The following is a 20,912-nucleotide window of genomic DNA, read 5'->3' on the forward strand; positions in this document are numbered from 1 at the left end:
TCTTCTATTCAGTTCTTAAACTTTTTACCGGGTTTGCAATGGCTGCTTTTATTGCATGATAGCTTACTGTAATTATACAAATTAACAGTAAGGCAAAAAGCGAAACAGCAAATATGCTTATGCCGATAGTAATGCGGTATGGGTAATTCTGCAATAAACTATTGCCGGTATAGTAAGCCAGCGGTGCAAAAATTACAAACCCAAGCAATACTAATTTTAAAAAATGCAGCGAAAGTTTTTGAACAATAGAACCTATGCTTGCACCCAATACTTTTCTTACACCAATTTCTTTGCGCCGCTTTTCGGTAGTTAAAATAGATAGACCAAACAAACCCATACATGATATAAAAATTATGATGAGGGCCGACCATAAAATAATTTGTTTCATTTGAAATTCTTTCTCGTATTGTTTATCATTTATGTCGGAAAGAAATTCATACGCATATGGTTTTACTGGAAATACTTCTTTAAATTTTGCTTTAATAAAATCTAATGTGCCCGGAATATTATTGCCGCTTAATTTAATGTAGAAAGTACCATAACTGCCATAGTTATTATTGCATGTAAAAAGTTGCGGTCTTACTTTTGAGTATAGCGAAGAAAAATGATAATCATTAATTACACCAATTACCTTGTAGGGATCACGGTTCATCACCTTAACATTTTGGCCAATGGCATTTTTCCAGCCTGCTTCTTTTACAAACGCTTCGTTTACCATAACAGAAAGTGTACTGTCTGCAGGATACGCTTTAGAAAAAGCTCTCCCTTCTTTTATCTTTAAGCCTAAAGTGCTTACAAAATTTTCATCCACTACATTCATATCAGGACCCATTTGTTCTCCTTTATCAATATTTACAATTGTAATCCAAGTATCTAAATTTCTTGGAGCAATTGCAACAACATCTTTATTCTTTTTTATTTCATTCATAAACACGGTTCCTTTATCTGTCGAAGTTCCACCTGTGTTAATGAGTACCATATTCCTGTCATCGTATCCTAAATATTTAGTAGTAAAAAGATTTACCTGTTTATACTGAATAATGGCAAGTATGATAAAAAAGGTTGCAAGACCAAATTGAAAAACGATAAGTGATTTTAATAAAAGATTTTTACCCGTAAGGCGAAATTTGCCATACAAAATTTGTACTGGTTTATAGGCAGAAATAATCAAGGCCGGATAAAACCCCGCCAATATAACGGTTAAGAAAAATATGCCACTGAAGATCAGCAGTAATTTTATATCAAACAAATAAGAAAATGTAAGCGATTTGGTCGTAAGGTCATTGAATACCGGCAATAGCAGGTTTGTTAAAAAAATGGCCAGTAAGAATGCCCCTGCGTTCAATAAAAAAGATTCGATCATAAATTGCCAGATGAGTTGCTTACGTTGCCCGCCCATTACTTTTCTCACCCCAATTTCTTTTGCCCTTTGCAAAGAATGTGAAATAGAAATATTTACAAAGTTGATACAGGCAATCAATAAAATAAATAAACCCAGCCCCGATAAAACATAAGACAGCAGCGCATTGCTGCTCTCTTTCAATCCATTTTGAGCCCTGTAGTCACGGCTTAGATGCATATTTAAAAAGGGTTGCAAACTAAATGCTATTTGATTTTCGAAGCCCCAATCCTTTTTGGCTTCTGCCAACTCAGTTGCAGCATCTTTATTAAAAATTGCAGCAAATTGTTTTTCTACATTGGCAATATTGGCTCCGGCTACAAGTGTAAAAAAAGTATTTAAATGAAAATTGATCCATGCATTATCCCCATTATTTTTATAATCAAAAGGCATGATTATATTAATTTGAATACTTGAGTTTTGCGGCGAATTTTTTGTTACCCCTGTTATGGTATAATCTTTAAACACTGTATCTCTTTCTATTGCCAAAGTTTGGCCTACTGCTTTTTGATTACCAAAAAATTTTTTTGCAACGCTCTCGGCTATTACAATACTATATGGATCACTCAGGTTTTTATTTGCATTGCCCTCAATAAAGTCTGCCGAAAACATTTCAAAAAAATTACTGTCGGCATAGTTGGCATCCTGTACAAAAATTTCGTTTTTATATTTTATATTAAATTTTGCCGGTGCAAAACGCACCATACTTTGTATTTCAGGAATTTGTTTTTGAAAGGCCGGCCCATGTAACATACCTGTAATACCATACTTATTTTTTTCTCCTTTTGGAGAAGTTTCATTTACAACCAGGCGGTAAATTTCATTTTTATGTTTTTGAAACTGGTCAAAACTAAATTCATCTTTTACAAACAGTGTAATAAGCATACATATACACAAACCAATACTTAGCCCTGTAATATTAATAAAGGAGTAGAGCTTGTTTTTTACAATTGTTCTCCAGGCAATTTTAAAATAATTTTTTATCATCGTTATGTTTTTATTCCGTTCTTAAACTTTTTACTGGGTTTGCAATGGCAGCTTTTATTGCCTGCACACTCACCGTAACCATTGCAATTAATAATGCTACCGAGCCGGCAAAGGCAAATACCCACCAGCTGATGTTAACATGGTATGCAAAATCCTGCAGCCATTTATTCATTGCCCACCCTGCAATGGGTGATGCAATTATTAATGCAATACAAACAAGTTTTAAAAAATCTTTTGAAACAATCATGGTAATATTTGCAATGGATGCACCCAATACTTTTCTAATGCCAATTTCTTTTACACGTTGCTGTACAGATAATGTTGTAAGAGCAAATAAACCCAATGCAGCAATAAGAATGGCAATGAGTGCAGAAGCAGTGATAATCTTTTTCCATTGGGCATCTTCTTCATATCGTTGCATCAGCCAATCATCCATATTAAAATATTCCAGCTTAGCATAAGGAAGAATTGCTTTGTGCGCTTTTGAAATAGCTTCCTCTGCAGCTTTTTCTTTGCCCGGAAAATATTTTACATAGGTATTCAACAGGTCGCCCTGGGTATCTAATGAAAAATATACAGGCTCAATTTTTTCTTTAAAATTTGCAGAGTGATAATTTTTTACCACACCAACAATTGTAATCAGTTCATCCTGCCAGCCAACCAGTTGCCCAATGGGATCTTTTGTTTTATCCATAAATGCTTCTACAAAAGCTTCATTTACCATGCAGTTAGATACGGTATCTGCTACGTTAGCATAACTTAAATACCTGCCTTTGGCCAGGGGTATCTGCAACGCCTGTAAATAATTATCATCTATGTGTTCGTAATAAGTGTAGCCGGTTTGTTTACCATTTATTTTAAAAACAGTTTTATTCCAGTTGCCACTTTTGGTGCCAGCCGATTGTATAGCAGGGCTCTTGGCCAATTCATTTTTAAATTGCTGCAATGCTAATGGCTTGCCCCACGGAAATTGCAGGTAAAGGATATCTTTTGAATTATACCCAAGATCGGATTTACTTATAAAATTAAATTGCCGGGTAAAAATAATAGTACCGATAATTAATGCAACTGCAATTACAAACTGCAGCACTACCAATGATTTGCCCAACACATTGTTGCCGGATAATTTAACACGGCTGTATAAAGTTTGCACTGGTTGAAAACCGGAGGCAATAAATGCGGGGTAAAACCCTGCAATAAACGATACAACAAATATTAAAGCAACGAAAATAACAATGGTACTGGGTTGTATTAAATAAGAAAAACTAAATTGTTTATGAGCAATGGTATTGAAAAACGGTATTGCCAGTTGCACCAATAATAAAGCGGTTGCAAAAGCAATAACAGTAACTACAAATGATTCACTTAAAAACTGAACAATTACCTGCCGCCTGGAGCTGCCCGAAACTTTGCGGATACCAATTTCTTTACTCCGCTGCATGCTTCTTGCCAACGCAATATTTATAAAATTTATACAGGCAATGATCAATATTAAAAGGGCAAGCCCTGAGAGTATATAGGAATATGTAGAATCGCTCCAATTACTTAATCCATTACTGGCAAAAAAGTTCTTATCCAGGTGAATCGAAAAAAAAGGCTGTAAAGCATACTCCCGTTTTGAGTTACCATTTTGGTTTTGAGATTTGGCCCATTTTTCTGCATTGTGTTTGAGATATACGGTCCATAATTTTTTCTCTGCTGCTTTTACATCTGCATCTTTACGCAACAGAAAAAAAGTATTTAAAAAAAGATTGCCCCAGTTGTTCATTCGTTCATTCAGTTCGGTTGCATCAGTTGGGTTTTGCCGTTCAAAGGGTATCAGCATATCAAACTGAATGGAAGAATTAAGTGGGGGAGTTTTTACCACGCCGGTTACAACAAAGGGTTCCAATTCTTCATCTACTTCTATCTCCACCGTTTTTCCCATGGCATCTTCACGGCCAAAATATTTTGTGGCAGCATCTTCGCTCAATACAACTGAGTTTCTGCCTTTCAGCATTTCCCTATTATTGCCTTTCAATACATCAAGTGTAAATATTTTAAAAACAGAAGTATCGGCAAAGAGTACCTGTGCTTTTATTCCTTCGGTTCCGTTTTTTGTGGTCATCTCCCATCCCTTGATGCGGCAAAAACTTTCTATTTCCGGAATTTCGGCTGCAAACACCGGCCCATGTGGCAAGCCACTATTACCTTGCCGCCATTCTTTACCCGATGTATCGGTTGTGGTTTGCACCAGCCTGTAAATATCTTTCCCGTTTTTATGAAATTTATCAAAACTCCATTCGTCTTTTACAAAAAACAATATGAGTATTACACATGCCAGACCAATAGCAAGGCCGGTAATATTTACAATAGATAATAATTTATTGCGGCCCAAATTGCGTATGGCTATTTTAAAATAGTTTTTTAGCATGATAATATTTTTATTCAGACCTTAAATTTTTTATCGGGTTAGACCTTACTGCCTGCCACACTTTTATACCAGATGTAATTACCACTATAATAAACAATACAATTACTGAATTAATTATGGTTGTTACTTCGATACCTGAATTAACTTTAAAAATCATATCCAGCAAAAGTTTAGTGAGGGCATAGCCGCCATAGCAACCTACTGCAGATGCAATAATAAAAATCCAGAAATATCCACGGTTAATTAAAACAAGTATATGCCGGGAATTAGCACCTACTACTTTTCGCAACGCTATTTCCCTCATTTTTTTAAGAACGGTAAGTGAAACCAATGCAAACAACCCGGTAGAGGTAAGTAAAATAGAAATGATAGCAAACCAGGAAAATATTATCGCAATATTTTTTGTTGTTTTATACGCCTCAGCTTTTATTTCATTCTGATAAAACCCTGTAAATGGTTTCATCGGAAATATTTTTTTCCATGCAACTTTTGTTTTAGCATAAACTGATTCTAAATCTGAAAGCTTAGTTTGTAATACAAGAAACTGGTACCTGTTTTCTTTTGCAAGTTTAAATACTGCAGGTTCAGCAGGGTCAAAAAGCATGTCGAGATGAAAATCTTTCATCACACCAACAATGGAATAATTTGCACTGTCAATAAATATTTTTTTACCCAATGCCTCTTTATCTTTCCAACCAAAACTGGCTGCCATGTTTTGTGTAATTAATATGGAGCTGGTATAATCAGCTTCCATTTGTGCATCAAACGCTCTGCCTTCTGCAATTTTAAGGTTCATTGTTTTTAAATAATCCCTTCCTACTTCAAGATAACTGGTTTCGTTTTTTTTATTCTCCGCTTCGGCTACCACATTCCGGTAGCCATATCCAATATGATTTCTTGTTCCGGCTAATGCAGTTACCTGCGGAATGGCGGCTACTTCATTTTTAAAAGCAGCAAATAAAGTTGTATCAGTAACAATAGTACCAATGGTGTTTTCAATATTATATCCGTAGTCATAATTCTTTTGAAATTCGGCATTACGTGCAAATCCAATTCCGGCTATTACTGTTATGATAGCAATAGACAATTGCAGGCCAAGCATAATCCTGGAAAATAAATTTGTTCCGCCAAACTTAACAGTGCCCCTGAAAATTATGGATGGATTAAAACGGCTGATATAAAATGCCGGGTAGGCGCCAGCTAACAGCGTAGTTATAATAATAATAATGCCAATAAAAAGCATAAGCTTAACATCATGAAAATAGTCGGCAACAATTTTAACACCGTTGAACATTTGGTTAAAAGCAGGAAACCATAAATAATTCAATAACATTGAAAGCAATGTTGCAAGCACTACTATAAACCCACACTCCAGCAACATCTGAAAAATTAATTGCCGGTACGAACTGCCCATTACTTTGCGTATTCCTATTTCTTTCAATCTTCTGTTTGCACGGGAAACTGTAGTATTAGAAAAGTTAAGACAGGCGGAAAGAAAAATTAATAAAGCAAGAATGAGTGGACCATATGCAGCAGAATCTGATGGTCTTTGATAAAGATTATTAATATCTAATTCGGCAAGAGCAGCATTTTCATTTAATGTAATCAATTTAAATCCAGAAGTTTTCCAATCTTCCCTTGCTTTTCTCTGAATAGGGATATACTTATCCAATGCTTTAACCAGCCGTGGTGCGTCAGCTGCATCAGGCACTTTAAAATAGGCTGCATCTAACATCCAGCTCCAGTCATCGGGAGCAATCCTTGTTCCGTCACCTTTTAATTGATTATCAAAATTTGAAATAAAATCAAAATGCATGGTGGAATTTACCGGTAAATCTTTAAGCACACCAGTTACGGTTAGTGGCATTGCATAAGTTTCTCCGGAATATAAAATTAATGATTTGCCTACCGCATCTGTTTTACCAAAATATTTTTTAGCAGTTCTTTCTGTAATCAGCAAAGCATTTTTATCAGCAATATTATTTGAGCCGGCTACTAACGGAAAATTAAATAAATCAAAAAAGGCAGGGTCAGTAAAATGTACTTGTTCTGCAAATGGTTCGTTCTTATCAAACTTTACATTAAGTCCCCTGCTATCAAAACGAACAACTTCTTCAATTCCTGAAAACTCTTTCTGTGCCTGCATTACAGCAGCCATCGGAAAAATTCCTTTCACTCCATTTGCACCTTCCTTATAAGATAAGGCCCTGTAAATTTTATCTCCATCTTTATGAAAATTATCGAAACTGAAACTAAAACGGTAATCTTGATAACCCCAAACTATGGCAGCTATTCCAATGGCCATACCAATAATATTTAACAACGTATAGCCCTTGTAGCGCCACATATTGCGTAAAACAATTTTAAAATAATTTTTTATCATGGTGATGTTTTATTCTGTTCTTAAACTTTTTACCGGGTTTGCAACAGCGGCTTTTATTGCCTGCGAACTCACCGTTATCAATGCAATTACTATTGCAATAAATGCAGCCAGTGCAAACACCCACCATGTTATGCTGATGCGGTAAGCAAAATCCTGCAGCCATTTATCCATCACCCACCATGCAATGGGTGATGCAATCAGAATAGAAATAATCACCAGCTTTAAAAAATCTTTTGATAACAGCTTTGTAATATTAAAAACACTTGCACCCAAAACTTTACGGATGCCAATTTCCTTTGTTCTTGATTCAACTGTGTAAGTGGCCAGGCCAAACAATCCCAGGCAGGCAATCAGTATTGCCCATATGGATGCAGTTGTAAACAAACGGCTGTATTGCTGCTCGGTGATGTACTGCTTATTAAAATTTTCATCCGAAAAAAAATATTCAAAAGGATTATTGCTGAAGTAGGTTTTATAAATTTTTTCCAGCGATGCAATGCTGGCCTGCACTTTACCTGCACTTAGCCGGATGGTAAAATAGGCACTGTTATTTTGCGGATAAAAAATTATGGGGTCAATGGCTTTTTGCAAACCGGCATGGTTATAATCCTTTATTACACCAATCACTTCCAGCGCACGTTCATCCCATTGTATTTTTGTATGCAGGGCATCTTCTGCAGATGCAAAGCCAAGTTCCTGTATAGCTTTTTCATTCAGCAGCACTTTACTGTTGTCATTCCATTCTACATTTGTTTCTGCGGCTGTAAAATTTCTTCCTGCCTTTAATGGTATCTGGTAAGTATTAAGATAGCGGCTGTCTATAATGGCAAATGAATACGATTTTAATTCATCGCCTTTTTTGGAGCCGGGTTGTGTAAATCCTGAAGTTGCAAAATTATAATTGTTGCCCGGTATTGTTCCGCTCAATGAATATTCCTTTACAAAACTTTGCTGTGCAATGCTGTTCCAAAAAGCGGAGCGGCGGAATTTGTAAGTACTGTCTTTGCCTACTTCCGGTCCACGAATTACCAGCAGTTGCTCAGTATTTACACCAAGGTTTTGGTTTTGCATATAATTCAACTGCTGATAAATAAGTGCTGTGGCCAAAAGCAGTGCAATGGATATACTGAACTGAACAACCACAAGTGATTTACGCAGCATAGCACCCTTTGTTGTTTTAATCAGCTTTCCTTTTAATGTTTCTACCGGATTAAAACCGGATAAATTAAAAGCAGTGTAACCGCCGGAAAGCAGGGAGCCCAGCAGCAGCAAAACTAAACCCATTACCCACACCTTACTGTACAGCAGTGAAGCCAGCGAAAGTTGCCTGCCAATTATATTATTAAACAATGGCTGAATAAGCTGTACCAGCACCAGTGCCAAAGCAAAGCCAAGTATATTTACCAGCAATGATTCGCCAAGAAACTGCAGCACCAATGATTGCTGCGATGCACCCACTGCTTTTCTTATACCCACTTCGTTGGCACGTTTTAATGAATTGGCTGTTGATAAATTAATATAGTTAAACCAGGCGATTAGCAAAATAAGCAGTGCAATTACGCCGAGTATATAAACATATTTCAGGTTGCCTGTTGTTTGATAGGTATCGCTGAAGGATGCTGGCAGATGAACATTGGCCAATGGTTGTAAACGAAACAGCACACCGTCTTTATCTTTCTTTAATTCATTGCGGAGAGCAATTAATTTTTTTTCCAGCTTTTTATAATCTGTGCCATTATTTAACAAAAAATAAGTGTTGATGTATTGAGAACTGAGGTTATCCAGTTGTGCCCAGCCATTGTCAGCAAGGTTGGCAGGATTTTTCAAAGTTTCCAATGAAAATACCATGTCATATTTTATATCAGAGTTAGCAGGAATGCTGTAAATACCTTCTACCGTAAAAACTGATTTACCAAATTGATTAGAGAGCGTAAGCAATTTGCCAATGGGATTTTCTTTACCAAAATATTTTGCAGCTGCCAGTTGAGAAATAAAAACAACATTGGTTTTATTAAATGCTGCTGCACTGCCCGATTTTAAATTGAAACTGAAAAAAGAAAAGAAATTTCCTTCTGCGTATCCAATATTGCTTTCACGAAACGATTCTCCTTTATCATCATTGCGGCGTACAATGCCCTGCCCCACGCCTTCTTCAAAACGGCAATAGGCTTTTATTTCAGGAAAATTATCTTTTGCTTTTTGTGCCCAGCCCGGCTCCACCTGCGGCCATGTTTGTCCGTTGGGGTCTTCGTTAAGCAGCCGGTATATGGATGATATATTTGTATGAAATCCATTCACACTTTTTTCAAAACTTATATATTCCAGTATAAGCAAAAAAGCAGCAATGCCCATTGCCAATCCAAAAATATTGATGAAACTATAGAGCTTGTTGCGCCATAAATTTCTGAAAGCAATTTTGAAATAATTTTTTAACATTACAGTTGTTTTAAATTATTAATTATTGGATGCTTCATTCAGTACGGAGAGATTTTACCGGGTTACTCAGTGCCGCTTTTATTGCCTGCGAACTCACCGTTATTAATGCAATTAAAACTGCAATAACACCTGCCAGCACAAACACCCACCAACCAATATCTACCCTGAATGCAAAATCCTGCAGCCATTTATGCATAGCCCACCAGGCTACAGGAAATGCAATAATGGCCGAGAGCAAAACCAGTTTTATAAAATCTTTCGACAGCATACCGGCAATATTGCTCACACTTGCGCCCAACACTTTTCTTATACCAATTTCCTTAATGCGCTGCTCTGCCATGTAAGTAGCCAGACCAAACAAGCCCAGGCAGGCAATAAGTATTGCAATAACAGCAAAGGTTAGCCCAAGTTTACCGGTGCGTTGTTCTTCCCTGTACATATTATTGAATGAGTCATCTAAAAATTGGTAACTGAAAGACATGCCTGATGCCATTGATTTCCATTTATCTTCGATACTTTTTACCAGGCCCTGCACATTGGCGGTGCTTATTTTAAAAGCGGTTGCACCGGTTCTGTCACCAAGGCGAAACAATAATGGGCCTACCGTTTGTTTTAAAGATTCGTAATGAAAGTTTTTTACCACGCCAATAATTGTAAAGGCAATAAGATCTGCTGTGGCAGGGCCATTGCCATTGGTGTATAATTTTTTGCCTATCGGGTTATCATAACCTAAAACTTTTGCAGCAGTTTCATTAATGATAATAGCACTGGAATCAGATCCATATTCTTTTGAAAAATTACGGCCACTTAGCATTTCCATATCCAGCGTTTTAATATAATCATAATCTATTCTCCATGTTTGTGAACTAAGGCTGTTCTTAGTATCCATCACCGCTTCTTTTGAATAAGAATTATCGTTTCTGGAAGAGTTGGCAACCGGAAGAAAGCCGGCAAACGTAGCGCTGTTTACCCCGGCCAACTTTGATATTTCATTTTTAAAAGCTGTAGCATTTTTGCCCAATGCATAAGTGTTATTTACTACCAGCACCTGTTCTTTACTGAAGCCTAATTTTTTTGTTTGTATAAAATTTAACTGGCGGTAAACAATGATGGTGCATACAATAAGCATGATGGAAGTAGCAAACTGAAAAACCACCAGCACATTGCGAAGGCTGCTTTTTTTAAATCCTGCATTTACTTTTCCTTTAAGTACAGCAATAGGTTTAAAAGAAGATAAATAAAACGCAGGGTAACTGCCTGCCAGTAAACCCACCGCAACAGGCAACAGCAGCAATAAAATAAAATAACCGGGTTTTAATAAATCGGTTATGGCAAGGTTTTTACCCGACAGATTATTAAAGTAAGACATGCCCGCCCATACAATGACTATGGCAATTACCAGGGAAATTATTGCCATCAATACAGACTCTGTTAGAAACTGGCCGATCAGTAATTTTTTTTGGGTACCCAGTACTTTACGAATCCCTACTTCTTTTGCCCTGCTTGCTGAACGTGCTGTACTCAGGTTCATAAAATTTACACAGGCCAGCAGCAGCACAAACAAAGCCACGGCCGAAAAAATATATACATACTGAATGCTGCCATTAACACTCAGCTCGGGTGTACGGTCGCTGTGCAAATGTATATCGGTTAAAGGCATAAGGCTGTATGCTAATTTATTGCCAGCCTTTTCCATTTCCTCCATAGATTTTATTTTCATAAACTGCTGCACAAAAGGAATTACATATTTATCTATGTACTGATTAAAGTTTTTTTCAAAGGCTTTGTAATCTGTTCCTTTTTTTAACAGCAGGTAGGTTTGAAAATTATGGCTGGTAAATTGTCCCCAATTATAATCTGCATTATCCATCGAAAAAATAAAATCAAAATTAAAATGCGAATTGTGTGGTATATCTTTTATTACTGCAGTTACTTTATACAAAGTGCTGGTATTATCGTTTGTTTCAATTGTTTTACCAACTGCATCAGCAGCACCAAAATATTTTTTTGCTGTGGATTCAGTTATTACTACGGTGTTGGGTTCGTTCAATGCATTTTTAGTATCACCGTAAATTGCAGGTAATGTAAACACATCAAACAAAGTAGAATCTGTATGCGCCACATTTACCTCGTTTATAAAAGCATTGTCTTTTTTTACCAGCTTTGCTCCGCTTGAAGCATAAAACCTTACGTATTCTTCCACCTGCGGATAATCTTTTTTTAGCGTTGCCCCCATCGGATCGGAGGTAACGGCCATGTGCAACTTATTTCCACCAAATACTATATCAGAATTGATGCGGTAAATGCGGCTTGCCTTTTCGTTGTATTTATCATAACTTAATTCATCTGCAACATACAATGCAATTAAAATAAAGCAGGCAAGGCCCGATGCAAGCCCAGCAATGTTTATCAAAGAGAAAGTTTTATTTTTCGCTAAGTTTCTCCAGGCTATTTTTAAATAATTTTTTATCATGGCGATATTTTTTTATTCTGTCCGTAAACTTTTTACCGGGTTGGCAATAGCTGCTTTAATGGCTTTATAGCTAACAGTAAGTATGGCAATAGTGATAGCCGCTAACATTACCAGCAAAAACACACCTATACCAATTTCAATTCTATAATTATAATCTTTTAGCCATTGTGCTAAAGCGTAATATGCAATTGGAGATGCAATGATGAAAGAAATGAAAACCAATTTCAGAAAATCTTTTGAAAGTAATGCGGTGATGTTTGCAACAGAAGCACCCAATACTTTTCTAACGCCAATTTCTTTTGTGCGTTGTTCAGCCATAAACGTTGATAAACCAAATAGACCCAGGCATGAAATAAAAATGGCTAAAAGTGCTACAACCAACGAAAGGTTTCCAATTAGTTCTTCATACTTAAATTTTTTAGCATACTGCTCGTCGGCCCATTTATAGTCAAATGCAAAACCAGGATTATAAATATTGAAAATTGGCGTAATTTTTTTAATAGCCTCAGCAGCCGAAACATTTGGGTTTATTCTTATAGTGAGGCAGTTAATCCAATCTTTGTCAAACACAATTGTTAGCGGTCTTATTTCACCATAAGGCGATTCCATTTGCATGTTTGGCACAACCCCCACTACAGTTTTATTTTTACCATTCCACTTTACTGTTTCACCTATTGGGTCTTTCAAATTCATACGCAATACAGCCGCCTCATTTAATATTACCCCGGTTGAATCTGTAGCGAAATCGGAAGAAAAATCTCTGCCGGCTTTCATTTTTATACCTAATGTTTTGGTATAATCGTAGCTTGTTGCAATGGTATTAAATATGGCAGACTTATCCTCTGGTTGCGAACCCTTCCATTCCCACCCATTATTATTACTCCAAATTTCTGTAGGTGGCCCCGAGGTTTTACAAATGGATGTAACCGTTCCTGATGCCAACAATTCAGTGCGAAGCGGATTAAAATTTTTGACTAACACATCAGAACTAAATAAAGAAATCAAACCTTTTTTATCGAAACCTACCGGCCTGTTTTTAGCATGTTGAATTTGCTGGTAAATTATAATTGTTCCGATCATTAATGCTATTGAAAAAGTAAATTGCAGTACCACCAGCACTTTACGTGGCATGGAGGCATTTTTGCCCATTCTCATCGTTCCTTTTAATACATTTATTGGTTTAAAACCCGATAAATAAAAAGCTGGATAACTCCCCGCCAGTAAACCTGTAAATAATGTAAAGGCTAATATAATAACCCAAAAAAGCAGGTTAGTCATTTGAAGCGAAATGGCATTTTGAGTAAGTGTATTAAAATAGGGTAAACATAAAAAAACTAATCCCATGGCAATAATTAAAGCTAATAATGATATCAATAAAGATTCACTTAAAAACTGCCAAATTAATTGCTTACGGTCCGAACCCATTGTTTTGCGAACACCTACTTCTTTGGCCCTTTTTTCGCTGCTTGCTGTACTTAAATTCATAAAATTAATGCAGGCAATTAATAAAACTATTAAACCAAAAATGCCAAACAAACGAATGTATTTAATAAACCCACCGCTATTTTTTCCATCTGTAAATTCATTGTAAAGCCGCCATTGAGACATTGGCTGCAAAAAAACTTCCGGCTTTACATTATTCTGCATCAACTTGTCATCAGGAAAATGGTTGAAAACTATATTTTTTATTTGTGCATTTGTGTTTTCAAAACTTACGTTTTCTTTTAGCTGCACATATACTAATTGTGAGTTATCTCCCCAATCAGTTTCCTTACGTTTAAAAAATTCGGCACGTAGTTTTGTTTGTAAAAGCCATGGCACTAAAAAATCAAATTGAAGTGTCGCATTTTTTGGTTGTTTAGTTACCACAGCCGTTACTTTTAAATCTACTTCATTATTCAATTTTATAACTGCCCCAACAGGGTCTTTATCTCCAAAAAGTATTGTAGCAGTTTCATTTGTAATTACAATAGAATAAGGATCTTTTAAAGGATCTTTATCGCCTTTTAAAATGTTTAATGAAAACATATTAATTGCCTGATCGCCTATGAAATGCCCATTTTTAGTAAACTTTTCATTACCAACTACCAATGAACGATCGCTGCCCCAATCGCACATTGCTACAGCTTTAAAGAAAGGATATTTATTTTTCAACTCCTCACCCATTGGGTAGGGAAGTGCATCTTGCGTACCCCTGTGCCCATCAAAAGTTTGGTTCATTTTTACCTGGTATATACTATCATAATTTTTATGATGTTTATTAGAGGACAGCTCATCATAAATCCATAACCCAATAAGCATTGCCACCGCCATGCCAACTGCCAATCCGCCGATATTAATAGCACTGTACCCTTTATTTTTTATAAGGTTTCTCCAGGCTATTTTGAAATAATTTTTTATCATGGCGATAATTTTTTATTCTGTTCGTAAACTTTTTACCGGGTTAGCTATTGCAGCTTTAACAGCATGAAATCCCACAGTAAGTACAGCAATTAAAACAGCCACTACTCCTGCTGCAACAAATACCCACCATTGTATATTTATGCGATAGGTAAAATCCTGCAGCCATTTGTTCATAGCCCACCATGCAATGGGTGTTGCTATTAATAAAGCAATAAGCACAGGCTTAATAAATTCTTTTGTAATTAATGCGGTTACGCTGCTTACAGATGCACCCAACACTTTGCGTACACCAATTTCTTTTACTCTTTGCCTGATGATGATAAATGCCATTCCAAATAATCCCATGCAGGAAAGAATGATGGCCACAGTTGAGGCAATTGAAAACATAGAAGAAAGTCTTTTTTCATTGGTGTACCAGCGGTCAATGTTTTCATCTACATACGAACCTTTAAATTCTACATTCGGCTCCACCCGGGCGTAAGTATTTTTAATAAGGTCGAGTGTAGCGGTGGGGTTTTGTGTATTTACTCTTATTAAAGCATAACTGATAAATGAATTGCTGCTTAAAGAAATAGTTAGTGGTTCATTTTTTTCGTACATCGAATACAAATGAAAATCGGGTATTACACCAACTACCGTCCATTTTGGTCTGCTGCTGTCTGCATAAAATGAAAGCCCCAATACATTTTTTTCGCCCAGTTGCTTTGCCATGCTTTCTGTAATAATTACAGAATTGGTGGTATCTGCAGCATAAGCAGTAGAAAAATCACGGCCTTCTTTTACAGGAATGTTTAACGTTTTTAAAATATCGTAGTTGGCTGCCATATAAGAAGTGTTTACAGATTTACCATTGTAATCAAAACCATAACCTGTTTGATTGGTACTTCCATCGGCTCCTACGCCTAAGTTTACATCGGAGCCCGAAACACTTGTTATAGAAGTTTGTGTTGCCAGCAACGTTCGCATTTTATCAACTACTTCATTTCCTTTTTCATATTTTTTAATGGGCACGCTAATAAGTGATGAAGTTGTATAGCCTAATGGCGCTTTGCGTAAATGCTGAAACTGCTGATAAATAATTACGGTAGTACAAATCAACACAATAGCTATTGCAAACTGGGCAACAATTAAAGCATTGCGGAATATGCCGGGTTTTTTAAGTGATATTTTTCCTTTTAAAATTTCAACTGTTTTCAACTTTCCCATTATATAAGAAGGATAACCGGATGCCAGTAATGAAACAAAAAGCAGCATTGCTACCAAATAAAAAATTATAGAAGGCTGATACAATAAAGAAATATCAAATTCTGCCTGCATCAGTTTATTAAAACCACTCATTAAAATTATTGTAGCGGCAATACCAATTATCATTGCGGCTAAAATAGTTACTAAACTTTCGCCCCATACCTGCAACCATACCTGCCGCTTGCCTGCACCCAGGCATTTACGGATACCAATTTCTTTGGTTCGTGTAAATGATAAGCCGATATTGAGATTAATAAAATTGAAACAGGCAATTAAAACAATAACGCAAGCCACTAATAATAAAATGTATAAAAAACTTTTACTAACAGCATTACCATTATTTAACTTAGCATTAAAATGCACTTCATCAACAGGTAATAATTTCATGCCTGCATAGTTGCCATCTGCATCAGGTTTATACCCCTTCTTTTTTAAATAGTCAACATCTGCAGTATTATATTTTTTAACAAGGCTTGCTAATTGTTTATCTGCAGATGCCCTGGTTGCAGCATTGCTTAGTTGTACATATAGGTTATGATGGGTACTGTTCCAATCGTCTTTTAAAGCAGTGTAATCAGGATCGATTTCGGTACGTGCCAGCACTGAGTAATTAATTGATGAATTTAGAGGAGCATCTTTTAGTATTGCAGATACCAGCAAACTTTTCCACTCGCCGCCCACTTTTACTTCAATAGTTTTTCCGATCGGATCTTCATTGTCAAAAAGATTACCTGCTGTTTTTTCGTTAAGCACCACATTGCCTGTGCTGGCCAGCGGGTGCATTGTTGTACCTTTTACCACCGGAAAAGAAAACATGCTAAAAAAATCATCATCTACAAGTTGTATCGATTGTTCCAGTGTTTTATCCTTATAGCGAATATCTCTGCCACGATTTTTAATTCGGGTTGTTTTTTCAATTCCAATATTTTCTAATTTAACTGTATTGGCTGCAGGGTAAGCCATCGAACTGCTTACATCCAATCCTTCGGGGCCGTTGGCAAATCTGTATAATTTAAAAAGTTGGTTTTTATTTTTATGAAAATTATCGAATGAAAATTCGTTGTATACCATTACCATTAGCAGGATGCTGCAGGTAAATGCTACCGCCATACCAATTACATTTATAGCAGTATGCAGTTTATTTTTCTGCATATTGCGCCATAATGTTTTTAAATAATTTTTAAACATGGCTATACTTTAGTTAATGAATAATGGATAATGAAATAATTAATAATGTTTTCAATAAGAAGCATTACTGATTTTATAAAAACTGCCTGTCATGGCTAATGTTCGGCAGCTTTTCATTTTCACTTATACCAATATATTTTCTGTTACTGTTTGTCCATCCAGCATACGCACAATACGGTGGCTGTATTTGGCATCATGCTCACTGTGTGTTACCATTATTATTGTGGTACCTTGTTCATTTAAATCGGTTAACATCTGCATTACTTCATTACCGTTGGAAGAATCGAGGTTACCTGTTGGTTCATCTGCAAGAATTAGTTTGGGATTATTTACCACTGCTCTTGCTACGGCCACACGTTGCTGTTGACCGCCAGATAGTTGTTGGGGATAATGATTGCGGCGATGCATGATCTGTACTTTATCCAATACTTCTTCTACTCTTTTTTTTCTGTCGGCTGCTTTTATACCGAGATATATTAATGGCAACTCTACATTTTCAAAAACTGTTAACTCATCAATAAGATTAAACTTTGAAACACAAAACCAATATTGTGTTTACGCAGGTCAGCTCTTTTACGCTCATTAAATTTTGACACTTCAATGGTATTAAACAAAAAACTTCCGCCATCCTGATCGTCCAGCAAACCAAGTATGTTAAGCAGCGTACTTTTGCCGCAGCCTGATGGGCCCATTATGGCAACAAACTCTCCTTCTTTTACATGTAACGAAATTTTGTTTAAAGCAACAGTTTCTACTTCTTCTGTTCTGTAATATTTTTCCAGGTTGGTAATATTGATCATAGTTTTTATTTTTAAAAATTATTGCCGGGTATTAAAATGGTAAAAGGGTTAATTTCAAATTCTGAAAAGTCGAACTTTTCTTTTTTGTTTTCGGTACATTTAATTTTAGTGCTGCTGCAAATTGTAGTTTTGCAATTTTCTTTATTAGCAAATAAAGATGAAGACTTTAAAATCAGCAGCAGTAAAGCAGTAAGTGCAAAGGCAAAAAATTTTTTCATGTTTATTAATTTATTTTTTTAAAATTAATTCCTGCATGTTTCCATAGTTTTCATAGCTGGAAGTAACTACTTTGTCGCCGGGGTTTAAGCCCTGCAGAACCTGGTAATAATCGGGGCTTTGTAAGCCAAGCTGTATATCAACCTTGTAAGCCTTATCTCCATTTTCGCTTACTTTAAAAATCCAATTACCGCCGGTTTGTTGATAAAATCCGCCTTTAGGCAATATTATGGCCTGCATTTCATCACTCAATGCCAAACGTATTTGTAATGTTTGCCCACGGCGTATGCCCTGCGGAACGGTATCCTTAAATTCCATATCTACCTGAAACCTGCCATTAGTTACCTGTGTAAAAACCTTTTTTATACCAAGCTTATAATCTTTACCGGCAATGGTTGCAATGCCTGTAAGGCCAATAAAAATTCTTGAAATATAATGTTCATCTACATCTACCCTTACTTTAAAACCGGTGGCAGCATCTATTTGCCCAAGCCTTTCGCCCTTATTTTTAGATTGGCCAATTTCGGCATCTAGAGAAGTTAGTTGTCCGTCTATCGGTGCCCGTACAATTAAATCACCTACTTTTTTTCGCATTAATGCTAATGTATTTTGCATTCTTGATAATGATTGCCTGTCCTGGTCACTCATTAATTTTACCGATGAGCCATCTTGTTTTAAAATATCATCTGCTAATTTTTTTCTGCGTACCTGGTAGTTGTAATTATTTTCCGACTGTAAAAATTCCTGCTGCCCAATAACTTTTTGGTCGTACAATTTTTTATTCAGTTTATAAATCCTGTCGGCCTCTGCAAGCGCATTATCTACATCGGCCATTTGATTTAATTTACCGGTAGTATTTTGTGTGGCATTATTTTTCGAAATATTCATTTGCGTAAGTACATTAAACACTTGTGTTTCCTGGTTGGCAAGGCTCAATTCTAAATCGGTATTACTTAATCTTAAAATGGGTTGATCTTTTTTCATAATAGCACCATCTTCTACATATTTTTCTTCTACCCTTCCGCCTTCCAATGCATCTAGATAAATAGTGGTTTGCGGCAATACAATTCCGTTAACCGGGATAAATTCCTGGAAAGGCCCTTTTTTTATTTCGCTGATAGTGATACGCTCAGTATCTACATTTAACCGGCTTTTACCCGAGGTAAAGTAAATTGATCCGGCAATTAATAATACAATACCCGCAATACCGGCAATGGTTAAAATGCGTTTTGTGCTCCAGGTCTTTTTTTCTATTACTCTGTCCATGTATAAAATTTTCTGAAAGTTACTTATCCTTACCATTCCTTGTTTAAAAATCATCCCGGTTATTTGCTTCGGGATGATTTATTTTCATGGCTGTACTGAGAACAAGTTTATTATTATGCTGATTGTATATGAAAGCTATGCCAGTTTTTAAACTGTATAATAATCAACGCTTTAGTAAAAATATACCTTTGTTACTGTACGGTATTGATACAGCAGGTGTACGGTTTTGATACACTAATTTTAAGTTGTAATAAATAAGTTTTTTGTTATCATGCAATTGTATTTTTGGCATAGAAATGTAATCATGCTAAATAAAACAAATAATGCTGCTTAAAAATGCCACCATATTAGTTATTGATGATGATACAGATGTTTTAACCGCAGTAAGGCTGTTATTAAAAACAGAAGTAAAGGAAGTGGTGATTGAAAAAAACCCCGACGCCATTAAAACATTATTGCCCAAAAAAGAATTTGATCTTATACTGCTGGATATGAATTTTAACAGCAGTATTAATACTGGCAACGAAGGTATTTTTTGGCTAAAAAAAATAAAAGAACTTTCTCCGGCAACAGCCGTAATAATGATAACCGCTTATGGCGATATTGATTTGGCGGTACGTTCGCTTAAAGAAGGGGCAGGCGATTTTATGATTAAGCCCTGGCATAACGAAAGGCTGCTGGAAACCATTAAAGAATTGTTACAAAGAAAATCGGCAACGTTTGCTCCTGCAGGCTTTGCTAACGACTCAGCAATTGGAACAGCCATATTGGGCGAGAGTGAACCCATGCTGGATATTTTTAAAAAAATTGAAAAGATTGCACCCACAGATGCTAATATTTTAATACTGGGAGAAAATGGTACAGGTAAAGATCTGGTTGCAAAAGCTATTCATGAAAGATCGTTACGCAGTAATAAATCTTTTGTAAAAGTAGATGCCGGTTCATTAACAGAAACTTTATTTGAAAGCGAATTGTTTGGTTATAAAAAAGGCGCTTTTACAGATGCTAAGGAAGACAGGATGGGCAGATTTGAAGCGGCAAACAGCGGCACTTTATTTTTAGATGAAATTGGAAATATAAGTTTGCAGCAACAGGCAAGGCTGCTCACCGTTTTACAAAACAGGCAGGTTACACGTTTAGGTTCTAATCAACCGGTGCCAATAGACATACGGTTAATATGTGCCACCAATGTTGCTTTTACAGAGTTAGCTAACGAAGCCCGGTTTAGAAAAGATTTAATTTACCGCATCAACACTGTTGAAATAACTATACCGTCGCTGAGAAAAAGAGGCAGTGATATTAGTTTGCTGGCAAAACATTTTGTAAAAATTTATGCTGCTAAATATTTTAAACCTGATATGGAATTGGATGGTGCTGCTTTAAATAAACTGGAGCAATATCATTTTCCGGGTAATGTAAGAGAGCTGCAGTATGTAATTGAAAGGGCAGTAATTATGAGCGAAGGCGATATCATTAATGAAAGCGATTTAATTTTTTCATCGCTGGAAAATCAATTGCAACAGGTTAATGATGATACTGCCGATTTTAGATTAAGCACTGTTGAACGCAATGCCATACAAAAGGTAATTGAAAAACACAGCGGCAATATTACCAAAGCCGCAAAGGAACTGGGTTTAACAAGAACGGCTTTATACAGGAGGTTGAGTAAGTATGATATTTAAAAAGCCCCCTCCGCCCCCTGA

10 protein-coding genes and 1 pseudogene are annotated in these 20,912 nt (G+C 36.2%); 1 reads left to right on the top strand and 10 read right to left on the bottom strand.

The window, feature by feature from the left end; translation table 11 throughout:
- Window positions 1-4: 4 nt before the first annotated feature.
- The 10 genes and pseudogenes from ACY651_RS01945 to ACY651_RS01990 all read right to left on the bottom strand — a co-directional run bounded on the left by ACY651_RS01945 (window position 5) and on the right by ACY651_RS01990 (window position 19,209).
- On the bottom strand, window positions 5-2,386 hold the full coding sequence (locus tag ACY651_RS01945) for an ABC transporter permease (protein WP_462249166.1): 2,382 nt from the start codon (window positions 2,384-2,386) through the stop codon (window positions 5-7).
- Window positions 2,387-2,396: 10 nt separating this feature from the next.
- Window positions 2,397-4,799 carry an ABC transporter permease gene (locus ACY651_RS01950; RefSeq protein ID WP_462249168.1) on the bottom strand — a complete coding sequence of 801 codons (2,403 nt, stop codon included), beginning with the start codon at window positions 4,797-4,799 and terminating at the stop codon, window positions 2,397-2,399.
- Window positions 4,800-4,809: 10 nt separating this feature from the next.
- Window positions 4,810-7,182: an ABC transporter permease gene (locus ACY651_RS01955; RefSeq protein ID WP_462249170.1), complete on the bottom strand. Its 2,373-nt coding sequence runs from the start codon at window positions 7,180-7,182 to the stop codon at window positions 4,810-4,812.
- A 9-nt stretch (window positions 7,183-7,191) separates the two neighbouring features.
- Complete coding sequence (locus ACY651_RS01960) at window positions 7,192-9,618, bottom strand: ABC transporter permease (protein WP_462249172.1); 2,427 nt, start codon at window positions 9,616-9,618, stop codon at window positions 7,192-7,194.
- Window positions 9,619-9,652: 34 nt separating this feature from the next.
- Window positions 9,653-12,091: an ABC transporter permease gene (locus ACY651_RS01965; protein WP_462249174.1), complete on the bottom strand. Its 2,439-nt coding sequence runs from the start codon at window positions 12,089-12,091 to the stop codon at window positions 9,653-9,655.
- A gap of 12 nt (window positions 12,092-12,103) precedes the next feature.
- Window positions 12,104-14,494, bottom strand: coding sequence for an ABC transporter permease (locus ACY651_RS01970; protein ID WP_462249176.1), 2,391 nt, complete (start codon window positions 14,492-14,494; stop codon window positions 12,104-12,106).
- A gap of 12 nt (window positions 14,495-14,506) precedes the next feature.
- Window positions 14,507-16,891 (bottom strand): ABC transporter permease, encoded by a 2,385-nt coding sequence (locus ACY651_RS01975; protein WP_462249178.1) that lies wholly within the window; start codon window positions 16,889-16,891, stop codon window positions 14,507-14,509.
- A 159-nt stretch (window positions 16,892-17,050) separates the two neighbouring features.
- A pseudogene (locus ACY651_RS01980) lies at window positions 17,051-17,727 on the bottom strand (ABC transporter ATP-binding protein).
- An 11-nt stretch (window positions 17,728-17,738) separates the two neighbouring features.
- Window positions 17,739-17,945: a hypothetical protein gene (locus ACY651_RS01985; RefSeq protein WP_462249180.1), complete on the bottom strand. Its 207-nt coding sequence runs from the start codon at window positions 17,943-17,945 to the stop codon at window positions 17,739-17,741.
- Between the two features lie 10 nt (window positions 17,946-17,955).
- Window positions 17,956-19,209: an efflux RND transporter periplasmic adaptor subunit gene (locus ACY651_RS01990; RefSeq protein WP_462249182.1), complete on the bottom strand. Its 1,254-nt coding sequence runs from the start codon at window positions 19,207-19,209 to the stop codon at window positions 17,956-17,958.
- Window positions 19,210-19,532: 323 nt separating this feature from the next.
- Between ACY651_RS01990 and ACY651_RS01995 the strand changes: the two genes are divergently transcribed.
- Window positions 19,533-20,891 carry a sigma-54-dependent transcriptional regulator gene (locus ACY651_RS01995; protein WP_462249184.1) on the top strand — a complete coding sequence of 453 codons (1,359 nt, stop codon included), beginning with the start codon at window positions 19,533-19,535 and terminating at the stop codon, window positions 20,889-20,891.
- Window positions 20,892-20,912 lie beyond the last annotated feature (21 nt).

Origin of the sequence: Ferruginibacter sp., assembly GCF_031391665.1 — a bacterium.
Lineage (GTDB): Bacteria > Bacteroidota > Bacteroidia > Chitinophagales > Chitinophagaceae > Ferruginibacter.